Origin of the sequence: Microcoleus asticus IPMA8 (genome assembly GCF_013179805.1) — a bacterium.
Lineage (GTDB): Bacteria > Cyanobacteriota > Cyanobacteriia > Cyanobacteriales > Microcoleaceae > Microcoleus > Microcoleus asticus.
This window is the reverse complement of record NZ_SRRZ01000036.1, coordinates 1-15,314: the sequence shown is the minus strand read 5'-3', so window position 1 is coordinate 15,314 and position 15,314 is coordinate 1. Positions and strand designations below refer to the sequence as shown.

The window sequence follows — 15,314 nt, the reverse complement described above, 5'->3', positions numbered from 1 at the left end:
GCTTTGACAGGCTACTTATAGCGTAAACTGAACAATGCACACCCTACATAAACAAGTGTGTGCGTCCAAGACTGATTAATACTCCTTCCTCGCGTCCAAAAATGCTTTGACTTCCCTTAAAACTTGCCGATTCCCATCAAAAGTAATCAGCTTAACTGCATCTTCAAAGGAACTCCAGGCCGAATTTTGAACTTCCTCTACTTGCAACTGAACTTCCATTGAATTTACAAAAGCCAAAAAGTAAGTAACAGTCTTTTCAATTGATTCCCCTTCCTTCGCAAAGGAATAATGTTCCACAGAACTAGGCTTCCCTTCCTTAACAAAGGAATAACGTTCGACAAAACTAGGCTCCTCAAGCACTTCACAATCGCGGATGCCAGTTTCCTCCTCAAACTCCCGCTTCGCCGTTTCTAGCGCAGATTCTCCCTGATTCGCGTGACCTTTAGGAAACGCCCAATGTCCCGCTTGATGTTGAATCAACAAAAACAAACTATCAGTTTCAGTCGCAAAAACTGGCACAATACCAAAAGCTTCATCTTTCATCTTTTTACCGACACAATTTTACATATCCAAACTAAAATTACCACCCCAACCGAGTCGGCTGTTCGTAAACGCGCTTCAAAGTATTGACATCCCTAGCCGAAATAGGCGGAGGGTTTCTCACTTGAGAAAAATAAAGGACATCAGTTTCTATCAAACTGTGGCCCCAAATTCCCAAAGCGTGACCCAACTCATGGCGCGCCGTCGCCGGAACGTACTTACCCACTTGATTGGGATTCAAATAAACCGAAAACCGATGAGATAAAACTGTTTTATCCCCATCGCGACGGGCGTACAATTCATAGGTAGCCTCTCCAGATCGCGATCGCAACACCCCTTGACGCAAAGGCGGAGCGCGACGTAAAATCCTAATATCAGCCACCTCCGAACTATCCACCACTTCCAAAGGCAAATAAACCCCCCATTCCCGGACAACATCCAACACAGCCCCCACCCATTCTTCAGACTTATTAGCATCAACTGGACGCTCAACATAAACCTGAATCGGAAACTTCGACCACAGCAAATGACCGAAATTCGGTGGCTTAACCTGGTCAAAATAATCACCGCTATCCGTGGAATCTTGCCAATTTGCCAGCGTTGGCGGCAAAGGGTGAACCTGTGGATTTGGCAAAGTCTTCGGGAGAGGAGAAACACTCGCTGCCGGAGTATTAACCTGAGTAAAAATTATCAGGCTAAAACAACATAAAGCCAATCCCAAACCAGCCAGCAATCGGGGTTTTACCGTAACTTTCCACAACCGCATTTTTGCAACCGCAGATAGACGAAAATAAACGCAGATGAACTTGATATTATCTGCGTCTATCTGCGTTCATCTGCGGTTAAAAATCCGAATCTTATAACTTAGGCGTCAACCAACCAGCACTCAAAATCACCGTCAAACCCATAAAAACAATAGACAGACCCCAAGTAATCCGGTTCAGACTCGTTTCTGCACTCTTGGCGCTGGTAAACAATTGAGCTTGTCCGCCAATCCCTCCAATGCCATCACCTTTAGGACTGTGCAGCAATACAAAAACCACAAGTCCTAAAGCAGACAAAGACCAGATAGCTTGTAAAACAGAAACAATATTCATAATCTGGGGTAATTGGTAATTAGTAATCGGTAATCAATGATTATATCAAATTCGGTCGATCGCACACAAACTCGCTTAGGGACACGGCGCCGTGCCCCTACCTGTAGCTCAATCTCGCCGAGCCTTCCTACAATCGGACTCGCACCGGAGTGCGATTGGCGCGAACTTCAAAATTAGCCGGTTCAATCATAGATCGTCCCGTCATCTCCGGGGGCTGAGGCAACCTCAACAGCTCCAGAATCGTCGGCGCAATATCCGCCAAACAGCCGTCCGTCCTCAGAGGAACATCCGTTCCGTGACCCGGAATCTTCAGACCTTCGCCTTCTATCAGAATAAACGGAACCGGGTTAGTCGTGTGAGCCGTCCAGGGATTCCCGTTATCGTCAAACATCTGCTCAGCATTTCCGTGGTCAGCAATTATAATTGCCGTTCCCCCAGCTTTACTAATGCTGCTCAACAGCCGCCCCAAACATTTATCCACAGTTTCGATCGCAATTATCGTCGCACCCATCATCCCCGTATGACCAACCATATCCGGGTTAGCGTAATTAATCACCACCAACGAATAAATCCGCTTTTCCAAACCCGCCACAGCCACATCCGTCACCACGGCCGCTGACATCTCCGGCGCCTCATCGTAAGTCGCCACCATCGGGCTCTGCACCAACTCGCGGTGTTCTCCTATAAAAGGCTCTTCCAGACCCCCATTAAAAAAATAAGTCACATGAGCGTACTTTTCAGTTTCCGCCGTCCGCAACTGCTGCAAACCGTGCTTAGAAATCACCTCGCCCAGAATATTGTTCAAATTCTGCGGTTCAAAAGCCACCATTACCGACAGTTTCGGGTCGTACTGAGTAAAAGTCGCAAACGCCAGCGGCTCAATTAACTGCCGTTCAAACCCATTAAAAATGGGAGACACAAAAGCCTGAGTCAATTCTCTAGCCCTGTCCGGGCGAAAATTAAAGAAAATTACCCCATCCCCGGATGCCACCGCCCCCGGAGCAATCCGAGTCGGAATAGCAAACTCGTCCGTCACTCCTTCAGCATAAGAGGCCCGCAACACATCAACAGCCGATCGACCGTCAGGCGCACCCTCAGTCGTCATCACCTCGTAAGCGCGCTGCACCCGATCCCAGCGCTTGTCCCTGTCCATCGCGTAGTAGCGGCCGCTGATGGTCGCAATCCGACCGACCCCTACCTTTTCTATATAACTTTCAATCTTTGCTAGAGCTTCTACACCCTCTTTCGGAGTAGTATCGCGGCCGTCTGTAATCGCGTGAATGCAAACATCAGAAATTCCCTGTGCCTTTGCTAGCAGCAGCAAACCCAAAATGTGACTCAGATGCGAGTGAACCCCGCCCTCGGAACAAAGACCAGTCAGGTGCAACTTGCCGCCCTGAAGGCGCACTTTCTCGCAAAGCTGAACCAGCGCCCGGTTGTTGAGCAAAGAACCATCTTCCACTGCATCCGAGATCCGCACCAACTCTTGAGGAACCACGCGGCCCGCGCCCAGATTCAAGTGGCCGACCTCTGAGTTGCCCATTTGTCCGTCAGGAAGCCCTACCGCCCGGCCCGATGTGTGAATCAGAGTTCTGGGATAAGCGGCCCAGAGACTGTCCATCACGGGTGTTTTCGCAGCTGCGATCGCATTTCCGTATTTTTCTTCACGATAACCCCAGCCATCCAGAATAATCAGCACTACAGGAGATACAGACGCTTGTGCCATGCGAATACCTTATTTAGAATAATTAATTTCTCGATTTGCATGATTTCCGATTTTGCGGAACATCTTCCGCTAATCAGTTTACATATTTTCTACGCTCCGGCTGAACAAAGCCAACCAAAATTCCCTCAGCCACAGCATTTTGGGAACTAATTTCGACCTGCTTTGCGAATTGTTTAATGGATTGCCTTGCCTTGTACTGTGAATCCACAGTCGGAGACTGTTACCGATCTCACCAACAGCGACCGTGCTTTTCTTGTCGCATTTTCATGAATTGTTCAACGGTCGGTTGCTATTGAAACAATCAGAAGAATACCACAGATGGCGAACTTTTGCTACAGCCTCAAGAAATAAATTAAACAGCTTTGACTGCGCTGCGAAAAACTTTAAACGAGTTGAGCAAAAATTCGTTTCCGAATCGGCTCACTTTCAACGGACATAAAATTCTACAACATCTTTTTTAATTTTGACATCGTAATTGCCAAAGAAATCGTGACCGAGCAGACCAATTTCCATCTGTTTGGCGATCGCCACTTCGACATTTTGGATCGCAGCACCCCCAACCCGAATCGATCGCACCATGCCTATCGGGAACTCGACAACGCTACCGTCAGCGATCCCCGCTCTCACGGTACGCACGGGTTTCACTTGCAGTGCAGTAGCCATCCGCTGAGTAATCAAAGTGCCGCTCGCCCCGGTATCGACAATCATCTCAAAAGTGTTGTTGCCGTTAAATACCACGTCTATCACCGGCGTCCCGCCAGCGCGGCGCTTGATTTTAGCTTGAAATACCTTTTGATTCCCCGCCGCCGGCGGTCGAGCACCAGGATTTGAGGGGCCCCTGCGAAACTGAGAGTAAACATTGCCTGTTGCGGCTCCCGATCCTGCTGTTAAAGTGCGATCGAGCTGCTGGGCTCTCACATCGGACACCAATGTCATCACCTTGGTTTCAGGCTGTGGGATCACCTGAAATCCTAGGTTTTTCGTCAACAAACCCGGTTTCTTAGGTATTGTTGAGAATGCTGCCCCCTGTGAATGAGAATGTAGCTCGCCGCCCCCCACCGAGCCAACAGCAGCCAAAACGGCCACAGAAACAATGCCCGATCGCCAAATCCGCTTGAGAATCACTTTTGCCATTAGAGGAATGCCTTGATTGATTCAAGATCTTGAAGAACCACCGCCATTGATATCCTAACCTGCTCCCGAAAACCGATCGCCAGCTCCCACATCAGATCATCAGGAAAGCTTGGCAATTTTCAAGCGATCGCATACCATCAAACACAGGTAAACTTAAAAGCGGCAAATGGCATCAACTGCACTTGCCATTTGGATCACTTAAAAGTCAGGCGTTTGGGAATGATCGGCAATGCGTAAACTTTTATATTTTGCAACTATAGGAATGCTGGCTTTCTCGATCGGGGGATGTGGCGGCGACGGGGGCGGCAACACGGCCAGTCCCACTCCTAGTCCTACTCTCAGTCCCGGTGCAGCATCTCCGTCACCGGCCGCCAACGCTCCAGGAACTCCCGGTGCCGCGGCAAGTCCCGCCCCAGCAGCCCAGACATTTCCCTCCCCCGTAGTAGCGGCCCAGCCCCCCGGCTTGCTCCGACCCACAAACCCCGACGAACGAGCAAGACAAGCTCAAGCAGACATCCAGGCCAAAAAGACAGCACCGGACTTAAACGGAACGGCAATTCGACAGACCCCCATCCCCGGCAAAGCAAACGATCCATTCTCAGTCCTTCCGCCTCAACCGATCAGAACAGACGGCGGGACGCAGGGCAACGAACTCCCCAACCTGCCTGTCCGAGAAGTGCCAAATCTGCCCAAGCTGCCAGATGATAGAAACCCCCCTCAGTGGACGCCAGCACAGCGCCCAAGCGCAGCGGGCGGCGGCGCAATTGCCCAACTTCCCCAAACCCAAAGCCCCGTAGAGGTGTCCAGTCTTCCCAACCTGCCGTTAACCCGCATACCCCAATGGAGGTCGCCAATTTCAACGCGTCCCCAAACAGCCCCCGGACGCCCCGGTACTAGACCAGCAGGCTCCGGTGCTAGACCAGCAGGCTCCCCAGACATAGCAGGAGATCCTGCATCTATACCTGGACTGCCCTCCCTACCGGGCTTCCCAAGAGGCACCACCGGACGGCAGCCAGCCGGCCCCGGACGCCCGGGAGCTAGACCGGCAGGCTCCCCAGATATAGCAGCAGCTCCCGCATCATCTATACCCGGACTACCATCTATACCGCCATTCCCAAGAGGCACGACCGCACGCCCCCAAACGGCGCCGGGACGCCCGGGAACACCGGGACGACCGGGAACACCGGGACGACCGGGAGCACCGGGACGACCGGGAGCACCGGGACGACCGGGAACACCGGGAGCACCGGGACGATCCCCAACGATCGCTGCTCGCCCCCCCAGCCCCCCCAGTATTCCCAACATCGCCACCAGAGAACTGCCCGGTCTACCCAAGCTGCCAGAATTAACGCCGCCGCCCTCCTGGCAAGACCCCAACCCGCCACCCCCCCCAGTGGCTCCGCCAGCCCCACCGCCTCCGCCTTCGACAGACAATGCCAAAGGAGTTGAAGTTAGTGGCGTAGTCAGAGTTGGTAATGACATACTGGTAATTGTGAAAGCACCTAACGAGCCAACAAGTCGATATATCAAAGTAGGACAGCGGATTGCCAGCGGGCAGGTGCTGATCAAACGGGTTGATTTCCTATCAGGAGCCGATCCGGTTGTGGTTTTAGAAGAAAACGGTGTAGAGGTGTCTAAAATTGTGGGAGAAAAATCTCCCCGAGTTGCCCAAAACCCAGTTTAATGAAAAATTTACCTCAATCCTTGGAACGAAAATTGAGAACAGTCATGCTTCGCTCAATTCAAAAATTCGGAATAGTGATGTTGGTTAGTTCGGGGGTAGGATGCCTCTCACTGCTAGCCAACATTCAGCAGTCATTGGCCCAGAATGCGCCAGACTCCGCCCAAAACCGCCCTCCCGTTTGCGAAGGCTCTCCCCCCAACGGTAGAGTCAAGTGCAACTACCAGAATGGCGACAATTATCAAGGAAATTTCGTCAACGGCAGACCTCAGGGACAAGGAATATACGTATACTCCAACGGCGATCGCTATGAAGGACAGTTTCGCAACGGCGTGCCCAACGGTCAAGGTGTCTTCCTGTTCGCCAACGATGACCGCATGGTGGGAGAGTTCCGCAACGGTCTGATAGTTAGGGGAGAAGCTATTTTTGCTAGTGGCGATCGCTACCGGGGAACATTTGAAATTGTTCAACAAGTTGGCGGCGGGGCTGCTAGCAGTCAGCCGCACGGTCAAGGGCAATTTATCTTTGCTAGCGGCGATCGCTACGCCGGACAGTTTTTCGCAGGAAACCCGTTTGGTCGGGGAGTGTTCACCCGCGCTGACGGCACGCGCTGCGACGGTCAGTTTTTCAACGAACAGCTAGACGCCAAAGGTAGTTGCAGCTTCCCAAACGGCATTCGCTACCAAGGCGAATTGCGCAAGGGACTTCCTCACGGTAGAGGAGTAATTACAGATGCTAAAGGCAGACGGTTTTCCGGAGAGTTTCGCGCAGGCAAGCGCGTTCAACCGTGAATCTAGCCTCTAAAATTTAACATCTGACATCAGTGGAGGCGTTTTGACATGACGACAAATGCTGCTTCTAGTTCTTGGCGCGCCAGCCAATTTCCTTTTGACTTTGCCCCGCAGCGGACTCAAGATGCTGATTTGTTGAGACAACTCAATTTTGTGCCCGGTTTGAAGGAAGTCTTGACTCTGCGCCAAGTTCATGCTTTGGAACACGCTACGGTTTGGGTACTCAGCCAATCTGGCGGTACGGCGACAGCAAGAGCCGATAATGATTTATTGGGCGGGATGTCCACAGATCAAGGATTTTATCTTTACGGTCGCGTTAACATTGCACAGTTGCGTCAGGCCGTGCGCGAGGCTTTGCAGCGGATTGCCAGCGGAGAGTGGGATTTAGCTGTACACCCCCGCTGCGGAACCAACTTGTCGGTGGGAATGCTACTGACTGCTGGACTTGCTGTCGGCATCAATTTAGCCCTGCCCCGGGGGCCCATTCTGCAACTTTTAGGTTTGGGAGCTGCAGCAGCGGCGGCGGCTCAGTTAGCTCCTGATGTGGGAGCTCTGGCTCAGCGTTACGTCACAACTGCTATTCCGTTTAATTTAGGTGTTGTTGATATTACTTTAAGTCACGACTTCTGGGGACGCGAAGCTCATTTTGTGCGGGTGCGTTGGGTTGAATAGCTGTTGCGGGAGGGGGAGAGTAGAGAAAATCTTGCTTCTTCCTTCTTGCTTCTTCCTTCGTTTAATTAGTGCTTTGAAGCCAGGGCGATTCCCTTCGGGATAGCTTCGCACGCGCGTACTTCATCTAACAAAAAAAATAAATGTGCAGATTAGCGATCGACAAAACCTGGGTGGCAAGTCTACTGGCTGTCAGCTTAGCCGTACCAGGCAAAAGTTTTTTGCCTTTCACCGACAATGCGACTTTTGCTAGCGAAATATCCCAAACTAACGAATTAGAAAGAACTCCTGACGGCAAGATAGTTCCCGTCAATGGCAAAGTCAATGTTAGATTAACAAATAAAACCAACGATCGACTATTTTATCAGGTAGCTGGACAGACTAACCGCCGCAGTTTAGCAGAAAATTCAACAGTCGCGCTGCCAGCATTGACACTACCAGCCTCAATTGTATTTAGGCGACCAGATGGCGCATTATTGAAACCCAGTTTGAAACCTGTTGGCGAAGGAACAGTAGAAGTAAGATTAGACGAGACGAATGATTTAGGTTTGGATAAAACATCTTTAAGGATTCGGAATGACGGCGGACTTTTTCTGAGATAGAAAACTGCCAAGTTTAAAAAATTAACTTTCATTAAATATCTGTCTGCGTTAATCTGTGTGCATCAGGGGTTAAAACGTCCAATCGCCCTTGCCCCAGGAATTGTCAGGCAACAGTTGAATCATGTAAACTCAACTTGGCGATCGCCCCGACAACTCGACCTCACACTGCCGTACACTATCCGAGTTCCTATGTCAATCAAAAAAATTCTTTCCATAGCGCTGTTAATTTTCATCCCCATTTCCATCGCCGCTGAGTATTTGCACTGGGGTTCCCTCGCAGTTTTCATCACATCCGCTTTAGGCATTATACCTCTGGCTATTTGGTTGAGCACAGCAACAGAAGAAGTGGCGATCGTTACAGGCCCCTCCATAGGTGGCTTATTAAATGCAGTCTTCGGCAATGCTACAGAATTAATTATTGCCATAGTTGCCCTGAAAGCCGGCTTAATTGACATTGTGAAAGCCAGCATAACCGGCACAATTATCAGCAACTTACTCTTAGTCATGGGATTTTCCATGCTGCTAGGAGGCATACGCTACAAAGAACAAGAATTTAAGCCAATTATCGCGCGGGTGAACGGTTCCACAATGACTCTAGCAGTGATTGCAATCCTGCTGCCGACAATGGTAATTTACACCTCCAATGGAGTCGAACCCGCAGCTATAGAGAATCTTTCCTTAATAACTGCGATCGTCCTAATTGCAGTTTACGCTTTAACTCTGCTATTTTCATTAAAAACTCACAGCTATCTTTACGAAGTCGGCTTACTAGAACTAGAGTCAGAGAATCCTCAAAATACAAAAGAGGAATCTACTACGCACAAACCTAATTTGTGGCTGTGGATAGGAGTGCTAGTTGCCTCAACTGTTGCCGTTGCTTTTGAATCAGAAATTTTCGTTGGCGTTGTCGAAGAAACTACCAAAGGATTGGGATTGACGCCGCTGTTTACAGGGGTAATTCTGTTGCCGATTGTTGGCGGCGCGGCCGAATATGTAACTGCGGTGGGAGTTGCGATGAAAAACAATATGGATTTGTCAGTTTCTGTCGCCATGGGTTCGAGTTTGCTAGTTGCTTTGCTGGTAGCGCCGGTGTTGGTGATTATCGGATTAGTAATTCATCAGCCGATGGATTTAAACTTCAATCCGTTTGAAGTAGTTGCAGTTGCCATTGCAGTGACAATTGCCAATCTAATCAGTATAGACGGGCGCTCTAATTGGCTCGAAGGAGTGCTGCTTTTAGCCACATATATCGTGTTAGGAGCAGCATTTTACTTTCACCCCATTACTTGAAGCAACAATTTTCTTGGAGGGGCAATCGTGCGTGGTTGCCCCTCCAAGAAAATAACTTATCTTTTTTCTGATTTTTTATTTCTCTTTGTCTTCTGCCGTTAATTAAAGAAAATAATTTTAGGGATCAAAGTAATTACGGACAGCTACACTTTTGAACAGGAAAACACTGTCGTCTGCAACTTCTTTTTCTGCCTTTACTGTCGCGACAATCAGAAGTATCCCGACATTCTACCTTCTCTTCACAAATTTGCTGACGGGGAAAAATACCCAAACTTTGTATAGACACTTCAGCGGTAAGCCCACCCTGGTCTATAACTTGATTATTTTCTTTAATTTCATAGACAAACTTATTTTCTCCCTCTAAAACTGAAAAAGTTCTTGTTTTGTGACTGTTACCCAACTTAAATCCAAAATCCTCGGAAAACTCACCTTTGTTGTAACCTCTATCTGTATAAGGATAGGGGTTAGTTTCCATGCCCTCAGTCACATTTTTAATCACCACCCTTCTGTTAGGGCCGGGAGGAGTCTTGCTGGAAACAAATCGAGCGCTTTGCGAATCAGGGGAGATCGCAGTACCGGCACACGCACCTACATATTCAGTGCGCTTAAATTGAATCAAATTAATATTAAAACTATTTTCGTTTTTGACCCTAAATTGTGCTTCGTTAGTCTGCTGGGCGCTGACTGTGAAAGCTGCTAGCGTCAAAAAAATTGCCCCCAGCAAAATAGCTAGAAATTTAATTTCTGGCCTCCCTGTAAAAAATCGGGTCTGTTTCATTTCTCTCTACCTCTAATGTTAATAGATAGCCTTTTGTTAACAAGTTATTATTTTAACTTGAGAGGAGATATGTTGTCAAAGTCGCTCGGATAGTTTCACCGTCACGACTTTAGTCCTTGATGTTGAGTGGCGAAAGGAAAAACTGAAGTCCTGACTGCGAACTTGGTAGAGTCATGAATAAAGTCCTGAGTACGAACTTAACTACCAAGTTACTCGATCGCGCCATTTTTCTAATAGTTTTTCCCCGACTCCCTGCACTCGTTCTGCATCCTCCAAAGAGGTAAAAGGTTGCTGTTGCCGCGCTTCAATAATTCTCTGGGCTAACTTCGGGCCAACCCCGGGCAAGGTTTCTAATTCTTCCTGACTGGCTGCATTCAAATTAACTAACTTTTTACCAGGAATTTGAGGTTTAGCACTCGCAGATTTTGATGCTGCTTGTAGTGAATCACACTCTTTTTTCTTAGCATCAATTCTCTGTTTGATTCGGGCGGGAATTCCCAAGGTTGCACCTTTGTAAAGCCGATCGAACTCCCGCTCAAAATGGGCCCCAACTGTGGGACTCTCGATCGCCAGCAGCGTCTCGTCATTCCCGTGATTTGCGGCCTCACTCCAGTTGTGAGAACCTGTAAGCACAGTTTTGCCGTCCACAACGCCGAATTTGTGGTGCAGGCGATCGCCCATTGGTAACAGTGGCACTCCCACCGTAGTCAGCGGCTTTCTCCAAGGGCGATTGTCAGCTTCTAACTTGCAATCTTGGATGAAAGTCGCACCCATCATATCCAAACCTTCACTGTAAGAGCGATAAATAAAATTAGAGTCAATTAAAGCTCGCACCGCAACTCCTCGCCTAGCTTCAATTTCCAGAGTATTTGACAACCGCTGAGCCGAAAATACAAACAGTGCCAAATCAACCGACTTTTTCGCACTACCCAAAGTTCGATTTATCAAACCGTTGACGCTTTTTTCCCAAGGCAAAGTCGCAGTTGTCGGCGAAAATTGCACCGCCACTGTCGCATTCCCTACTCTCACTTTTTGCACTTGACGAAACGGCTTTTTGATGCCAAATTTGCTGTCCGGTTTGCCTCCGGGCCCGTCGCCCCACATCATGTTAAATTCTTGAGTAAATAGTTGCGCTACTCGAGCATTTTCAATTTTCAGCAAATTGTTCGCATTACCGCGACTTGCTGCGGTCTTGAAATCGCCGTGTATATCGCTTGTGGTAAAATTAGCAGAAGTGACGATTACGGTTTTGCCGTCAATTACCACAAATTTGTGGTGCATCAAATCGCTGCCTTTACTGCCGTCAGCAGTATCGTCAATTACAGGAATTCCCGCATCTTTGACTATTACCAAAGCATCGTTGTGCTTGATTTCATCGGCAGTCAATTTACCGTCTTTATTGGTATCGGCAAGTTGGACAAATTCCCTATAACGATCGCGCTCTCTTTCCGGTAATTTCGCCAACTCCTGGGTTGTAAAATCGCTCCAAGGGCGACTATACATCTGTTCGACAATTAATCTCACTTTAATTCCCGATCGCTGCCGATCTGCCAAAACCCTGGCAATACTGGGCAAGCGAAACTCCTGAACTGCTACATCTAACGTCGATCCAGCACTGGCGATCGCAACAGTGACCAACTTTTCCAAATCATCTCCAAATCTAGTTTGCTGGCGGTAAGGCTCTGTATAACTCGAAGCGATCGACTGATTGAAGTATACTTGCAACAAGGGGTCTTGAGGCAATGGAGCCAGACTCAGAGGTAAATTCTGCACGTCTTGCTTTGTTTGTCCACAGCCCGCCAGATTGATCGCCAGCAGCCCAGCACAACAGAAACCGAGTAAATGATAATACAATACAGCCACAAAATTTTAAAAAATATAGAGGTTATTAGCCTTCCGACAGTTCAAAGCTATGGGAGCAAGTAAAGTTACAACTTATTAAATTTATGCAAGGGAAGAGATTTTGCGTCTTGTAGAACTGCCTCGATGCCGGAAGCATCACTGGTAGGGTAGCAGCAATCAGGGGCGTGGGTCAAACCCGATACCCCTGCTTTATGGCTAAAAGAAAAAGAATTTTTCCGTGCGGTCACAAAGGATATGGTAAAGCGTGCCATCGCTGCACGCAAGAGTTGGTAGCCCAGCAGCATTACGTTGAAGAGCTGGCAGAAAAACAAACTAAAAAACAACGGAGGGAAGCATCATTTGCTAGAGATATCATCGATCTCAGAGGTCTGCCCGACCACGTAGTCACTAAAGCTCGCGCCATTATAGCAGCTTTGGGAGAAAATAAGAATTACAGAGATTTCGGCGGCAAACGCCTGCGTCACAACCGTTTGATCGTCAGTATTCCTGTAACGCGCAACTACAGAATGCTTTGTGAAGATTGCGGCACTTTTTTAATTCCCCAAAAAGTTCTGTCGCACGAAGACTACAACGTCTGCAAACCAGGAAGTTAGTTATTGGTTATTGGTTATTGGTAGCCACTCACAACAGTCAACCGTCAACAGTCAACATTCATTCATTAATTAGTTATTTAAAATCATGCAAATTTACCTCGACTATAGCGCCACAACGCCACCGCGCCCAGAAGCGATTCAAGCCATGCAAATAGCCCTGACTCAGCAGTGGGGCAATCCTTCCAGCTTGCACGAGTGGGGACAAAGGGCGGCGACAGCTTTAGAATTAGCGAGAATGCAGGTTGCTAGCTTGATTAACGCGCTACCGGAATCGATAATTTTTACCAGTGGCGGCACTGAAGCGGACAATTTGGCAATTATGGGAATTGCTCGTCTTTATACAAAGCCGCAGCATATTATTATCTCCAGCGTAGAGCATTCCGCAGTAGCAGAACCAGCGCGACAACTCGAACATTTGGGATGGGAAGTGACGCGCCTACCGGTGGATAAATTTGGGCGAATTCATCCTTTGGATTTGCAAGAGTCGCTGCGATCGAATACAGTGTTAATTTCAATTATTTACGGACAAAGTGAAGTTGGGACGCTGCAACCAATTGAGGCCTTGGGACAAATTGCGCGCGATCGCAATATCATGTTTCATACCGATGCAGTTCAAGTTGCCGGCAAGCTGCCGATTGACGTGCAGAAATTGCCCGTAGACTTGCTTTCGGTTTCCAGTCACAAACTTTACGGGCCGCAAGGTGCGGGGGCGCTTTACGTGCGTCAAGGAATAGAATTAGTGCCAATGTTGGGCGGTGGTGGTCAAGAATTGAAACTGCGTTCCGGGACACAAGCGCTGCCGGCAATTGTCGGTTTTGGGGTGGCGGCGGAGTTAGCTTTGCAGGAAATAGATGTGGAAACGCCGAGGTTAATTGGATTGCGCGATCGACTTTTTGACCGATTATCCCACGTACCAAGTTTAGTACCAACAGGCGATCGATATTACCGACTGCCGCACCACGTCAGTTTTTGCATCGTCTCCCCCTCCTGCCGCCCTTACCAAAAGAGAGATACAGACCGAATCACAGGCAAAACTCTGGTGCGGCAGCTAAATTTAGCAGGAATTGGCATTAGTTCCGGTTCTGCTTGTAGCAGCGGGAAACTAACTCCCAGTCCGATATTATTAGCAATGGGATATGACGAAAGCGGCGCCGTTGGTGGAATTCGCTTAACTCTCGGACGAGAAACCACAGAAGCTGATATTGATTGGACAGTAATTGCGATCGAGCAAATTTTGGATAGATTAATGCCCAAAGTAGCATTATGTAAGCGTTAACATTAACTGCAAGCCCAGATAACCGTATTTATCCGCGTCCATCCGCGTACATCAGCTAACATCTGCGGTCATTCGATTTTAGATTTTAGATTTTGGATTTTGGATTGACCCCACGGATAAATTCAGGGGCTTGAGGATTTTAGATTTTAGATTTTGGATTGATTCCACGGATAAATCACGTGGCGGGTACCATCAAGAAATTCTTGGTCAAAATCATCAAAAATCAGAAACAAACCCAAAATCCCACCCCCAATCATGATAAAATAAATCCCGGTGTTATTCACAACTCCCCACAATGGAAGAAAACCGCGCTCAAGCCTATCTGCAATTAATTCACACCCTGCTGAATTGCCCCAACGGAGAGGAACCGCAGATATTACAGGATAACTCAGAATTGCTCGATCGCGGATTTCTGGAAACTTGCGAGTTAGTAGCATCAACCTTGGCAGAACAAGGAGGCGAGAATGGCGCTAATTTCCTCCGAAATCTGGCCAGTCAGCTATGGCAATTCATCGATATGAACGATGACGGAGATAGCAATAACTCTGAAAGTGAAAATTTCCAAGAGTATGCAAACTTTTTCCTAGAATTATTGCGAGCCGAACAAGATAGTAATAGCGATATTGCAGTAATTTACCCCATGCTCGAACAACGGCAACATCTACTCAATGCCCGTTTTGCCGAGATTTTACTGGAAGTAGCCCAGAAGTTAATTGACGGCGAAAACTCAGAAACAATTAACTCAATTATCAGCCTGATTGAAAATTTGAGTGTTCATATTAGTGACTTTCCCAGCGGTAATAGAGCTAACAATATTGAAATTGCGATTACAGGTTATCAAATAGTTTTAAATAATCGGGAACCGGGAAGCGAAAAATGGACGCAAACTCAAAATAATCTGGCTATTGCCTACAATAACAGAATCAACGATTCGCTGGCGGAAAATCTGTAACGACGATCGCACTTTATGACGCTGCTTTAACAATCTATAATCTTGAGGCTTTCCCGTTCAATAACGTAGGAACCTTAAATAACCTGGGCAGGGCTTATCTGAAAAAACTCGACCAAATCAACCTATAAAAACCTGAAGACAGCAACCAAAGAGCAGAAACCAGGCGGTTTCAACCGCCTCTACACAAACTGTCATCTACTAGACATCTCCAAAAACAATTAAAGCCTTTGTGTAACTAGGCTGTATGACGTAAATGCAATCATCCTAAATTAGCGACTCTGTACGCTCTAATAAGGCTTTGAGATATTTATTGTTGATAATT

15 protein-coding genes are annotated in these 15,314 nt (G+C 47.9%); 8 read left to right on the top strand and 7 right to left on the bottom strand.

The window, feature by feature from the left end; genetic code table 11:
- Nucleotides 1–75: 75 nt before the first annotated feature.
- From E5S67_RS11925 to E5S67_RS11905, 5 genes are all read right to left on the bottom strand, one after another.
- A complete protein-coding gene (locus E5S67_RS11925; RefSeq protein ID WP_172187380.1) occupies nt 76–543 on the bottom strand; it encodes a bis(5'-nucleosyl)-tetraphosphatase in 468 nt (155 codons plus the stop codon).
- A gap of 37 nt (nt 544–580) precedes the next feature.
- On the bottom strand, nt 581–1,306 hold the full coding sequence (locus tag E5S67_RS11920; RefSeq protein ID WP_172187378.1) for a peptidase: 726 nt from the start codon (nt 1,304–1,306) through the stop codon (nt 581–583).
- 91 nt (nt 1,307–1,397) lie between these two features.
- A complete protein-coding gene (gene secG, locus E5S67_RS11915; protein WP_172187376.1) occupies nt 1,398–1,637 on the bottom strand; it encodes a preprotein translocase subunit SecG in 240 nt (79 codons plus the stop codon).
- 127 nt (nt 1,638–1,764) lie between these two features.
- A complete protein-coding gene (gene gpmI, locus E5S67_RS11910) occupies nt 1,765–3,363 on the bottom strand; it encodes a 2,3-bisphosphoglycerate-independent phosphoglycerate mutase (protein WP_172187374.1) in 1,599 nt (532 codons plus the stop codon).
- 426 nt (nt 3,364–3,789) lie between these two features.
- Nucleotides 3,790–4,497, bottom strand: coding sequence for a retropepsin-like aspartic protease family protein (locus E5S67_RS11905; protein ID WP_172187372.1), 708 nt, complete (start codon nt 4,495–4,497; stop codon nt 3,790–3,792).
- A gap of 229 nt (nt 4,498–4,726) precedes the next feature.
- Between E5S67_RS11905 and E5S67_RS32380 the strand changes: the two genes are divergently transcribed.
- The 5 genes from E5S67_RS32380 to cax all read left to right on the top strand — a co-directional run bounded on the left by E5S67_RS32380 (nt 4,727) and on the right by cax (nt 9,530).
- Nucleotides 4,727–6,181 (top strand): hypothetical protein, encoded by a 1,455-nt coding sequence (locus E5S67_RS32380; RefSeq protein ID WP_216670374.1) that lies wholly within the window; start codon nt 4,727–4,729, stop codon nt 6,179–6,181.
- A gap of 44 nt (nt 6,182–6,225) precedes the next feature.
- Nucleotides 6,226–6,969 carry an MORN repeat-containing protein gene (locus E5S67_RS11895; protein WP_172187424.1) on the top strand — a complete coding sequence of 248 codons (744 nt, stop codon included), beginning with the start codon at nt 6,226–6,228 and terminating at the stop codon, nt 6,967–6,969.
- 48 nt (nt 6,970–7,017) lie between these two features.
- Nucleotides 7,018–7,641, top strand: coding sequence for a DUF6391 domain-containing protein (locus E5S67_RS11890; protein ID WP_172187370.1), 624 nt, complete (start codon nt 7,018–7,020; stop codon nt 7,639–7,641).
- A 140-nt stretch (nt 7,642–7,781) separates the two neighbouring features.
- Nucleotides 7,782–8,240: a hypothetical protein gene (locus E5S67_RS11885; RefSeq protein WP_172187368.1), complete on the top strand. Its 459-nt coding sequence runs from the start codon at nt 7,782–7,784 to the stop codon at nt 8,238–8,240.
- Nucleotides 8,241–8,429: 189 nt separating this feature from the next.
- Complete coding sequence (gene cax, locus E5S67_RS11880) at nt 8,430–9,530, top strand: calcium/proton exchanger (protein WP_172187366.1); 1,101 nt, start codon at nt 8,430–8,432, stop codon at nt 9,528–9,530.
- A 133-nt stretch (nt 9,531–9,663) separates the two neighbouring features.
- Here cax and E5S67_RS11875 read toward each other — a convergent pair whose 3' ends face one another.
- Complete coding sequence (locus E5S67_RS11875; RefSeq protein ID WP_172187364.1) at nt 9,664–10,308, bottom strand: hypothetical protein; 645 nt, start codon at nt 10,306–10,308, stop codon at nt 9,664–9,666.
- A 201-nt stretch (nt 10,309–10,509) separates the two neighbouring features.
- The gene (locus E5S67_RS11870; protein WP_172187362.1) at nt 10,510–12,171 is read right to left on the bottom strand and encodes a DUF655 domain-containing protein; all 1,662 of its coding nucleotides are present in this window, start codon (nt 12,169–12,171) and stop codon (nt 10,510–10,512) included.
- Nucleotides 12,172–12,362: 191 nt separating this feature from the next.
- On the opposite strand from E5S67_RS11870, the gene E5S67_RS11865 reads away from it, so the two are divergent.
- The 3 genes from E5S67_RS11865 (at nt 12,363) to E5S67_RS11855 (ending at nt 14,992) form a co-directional block, all read left to right on the top strand.
- Nucleotides 12,363–12,764 carry a DUF7682 family zinc-binding protein gene (locus E5S67_RS11865; RefSeq protein ID WP_172187360.1) on the top strand — a complete coding sequence of 134 codons (402 nt, stop codon included), beginning with the start codon at nt 12,363–12,365 and terminating at the stop codon, nt 12,762–12,764.
- Nucleotides 12,765–12,849: 85 nt separating this feature from the next.
- Nucleotides 12,850–14,040, top strand: coding sequence for a cysteine desulfurase family protein (locus E5S67_RS11860; RefSeq protein WP_172187358.1), 1,191 nt, complete (start codon nt 12,850–12,852; stop codon nt 14,038–14,040).
- 295 nt (nt 14,041–14,335) lie between these two features.
- Nucleotides 14,336–14,992: a hypothetical protein gene (locus E5S67_RS11855; RefSeq protein WP_172187356.1), complete on the top strand. Its 657-nt coding sequence runs from the start codon at nt 14,336–14,338 to the stop codon at nt 14,990–14,992.
- Nucleotides 14,993–15,314 lie beyond the last annotated feature (322 nt).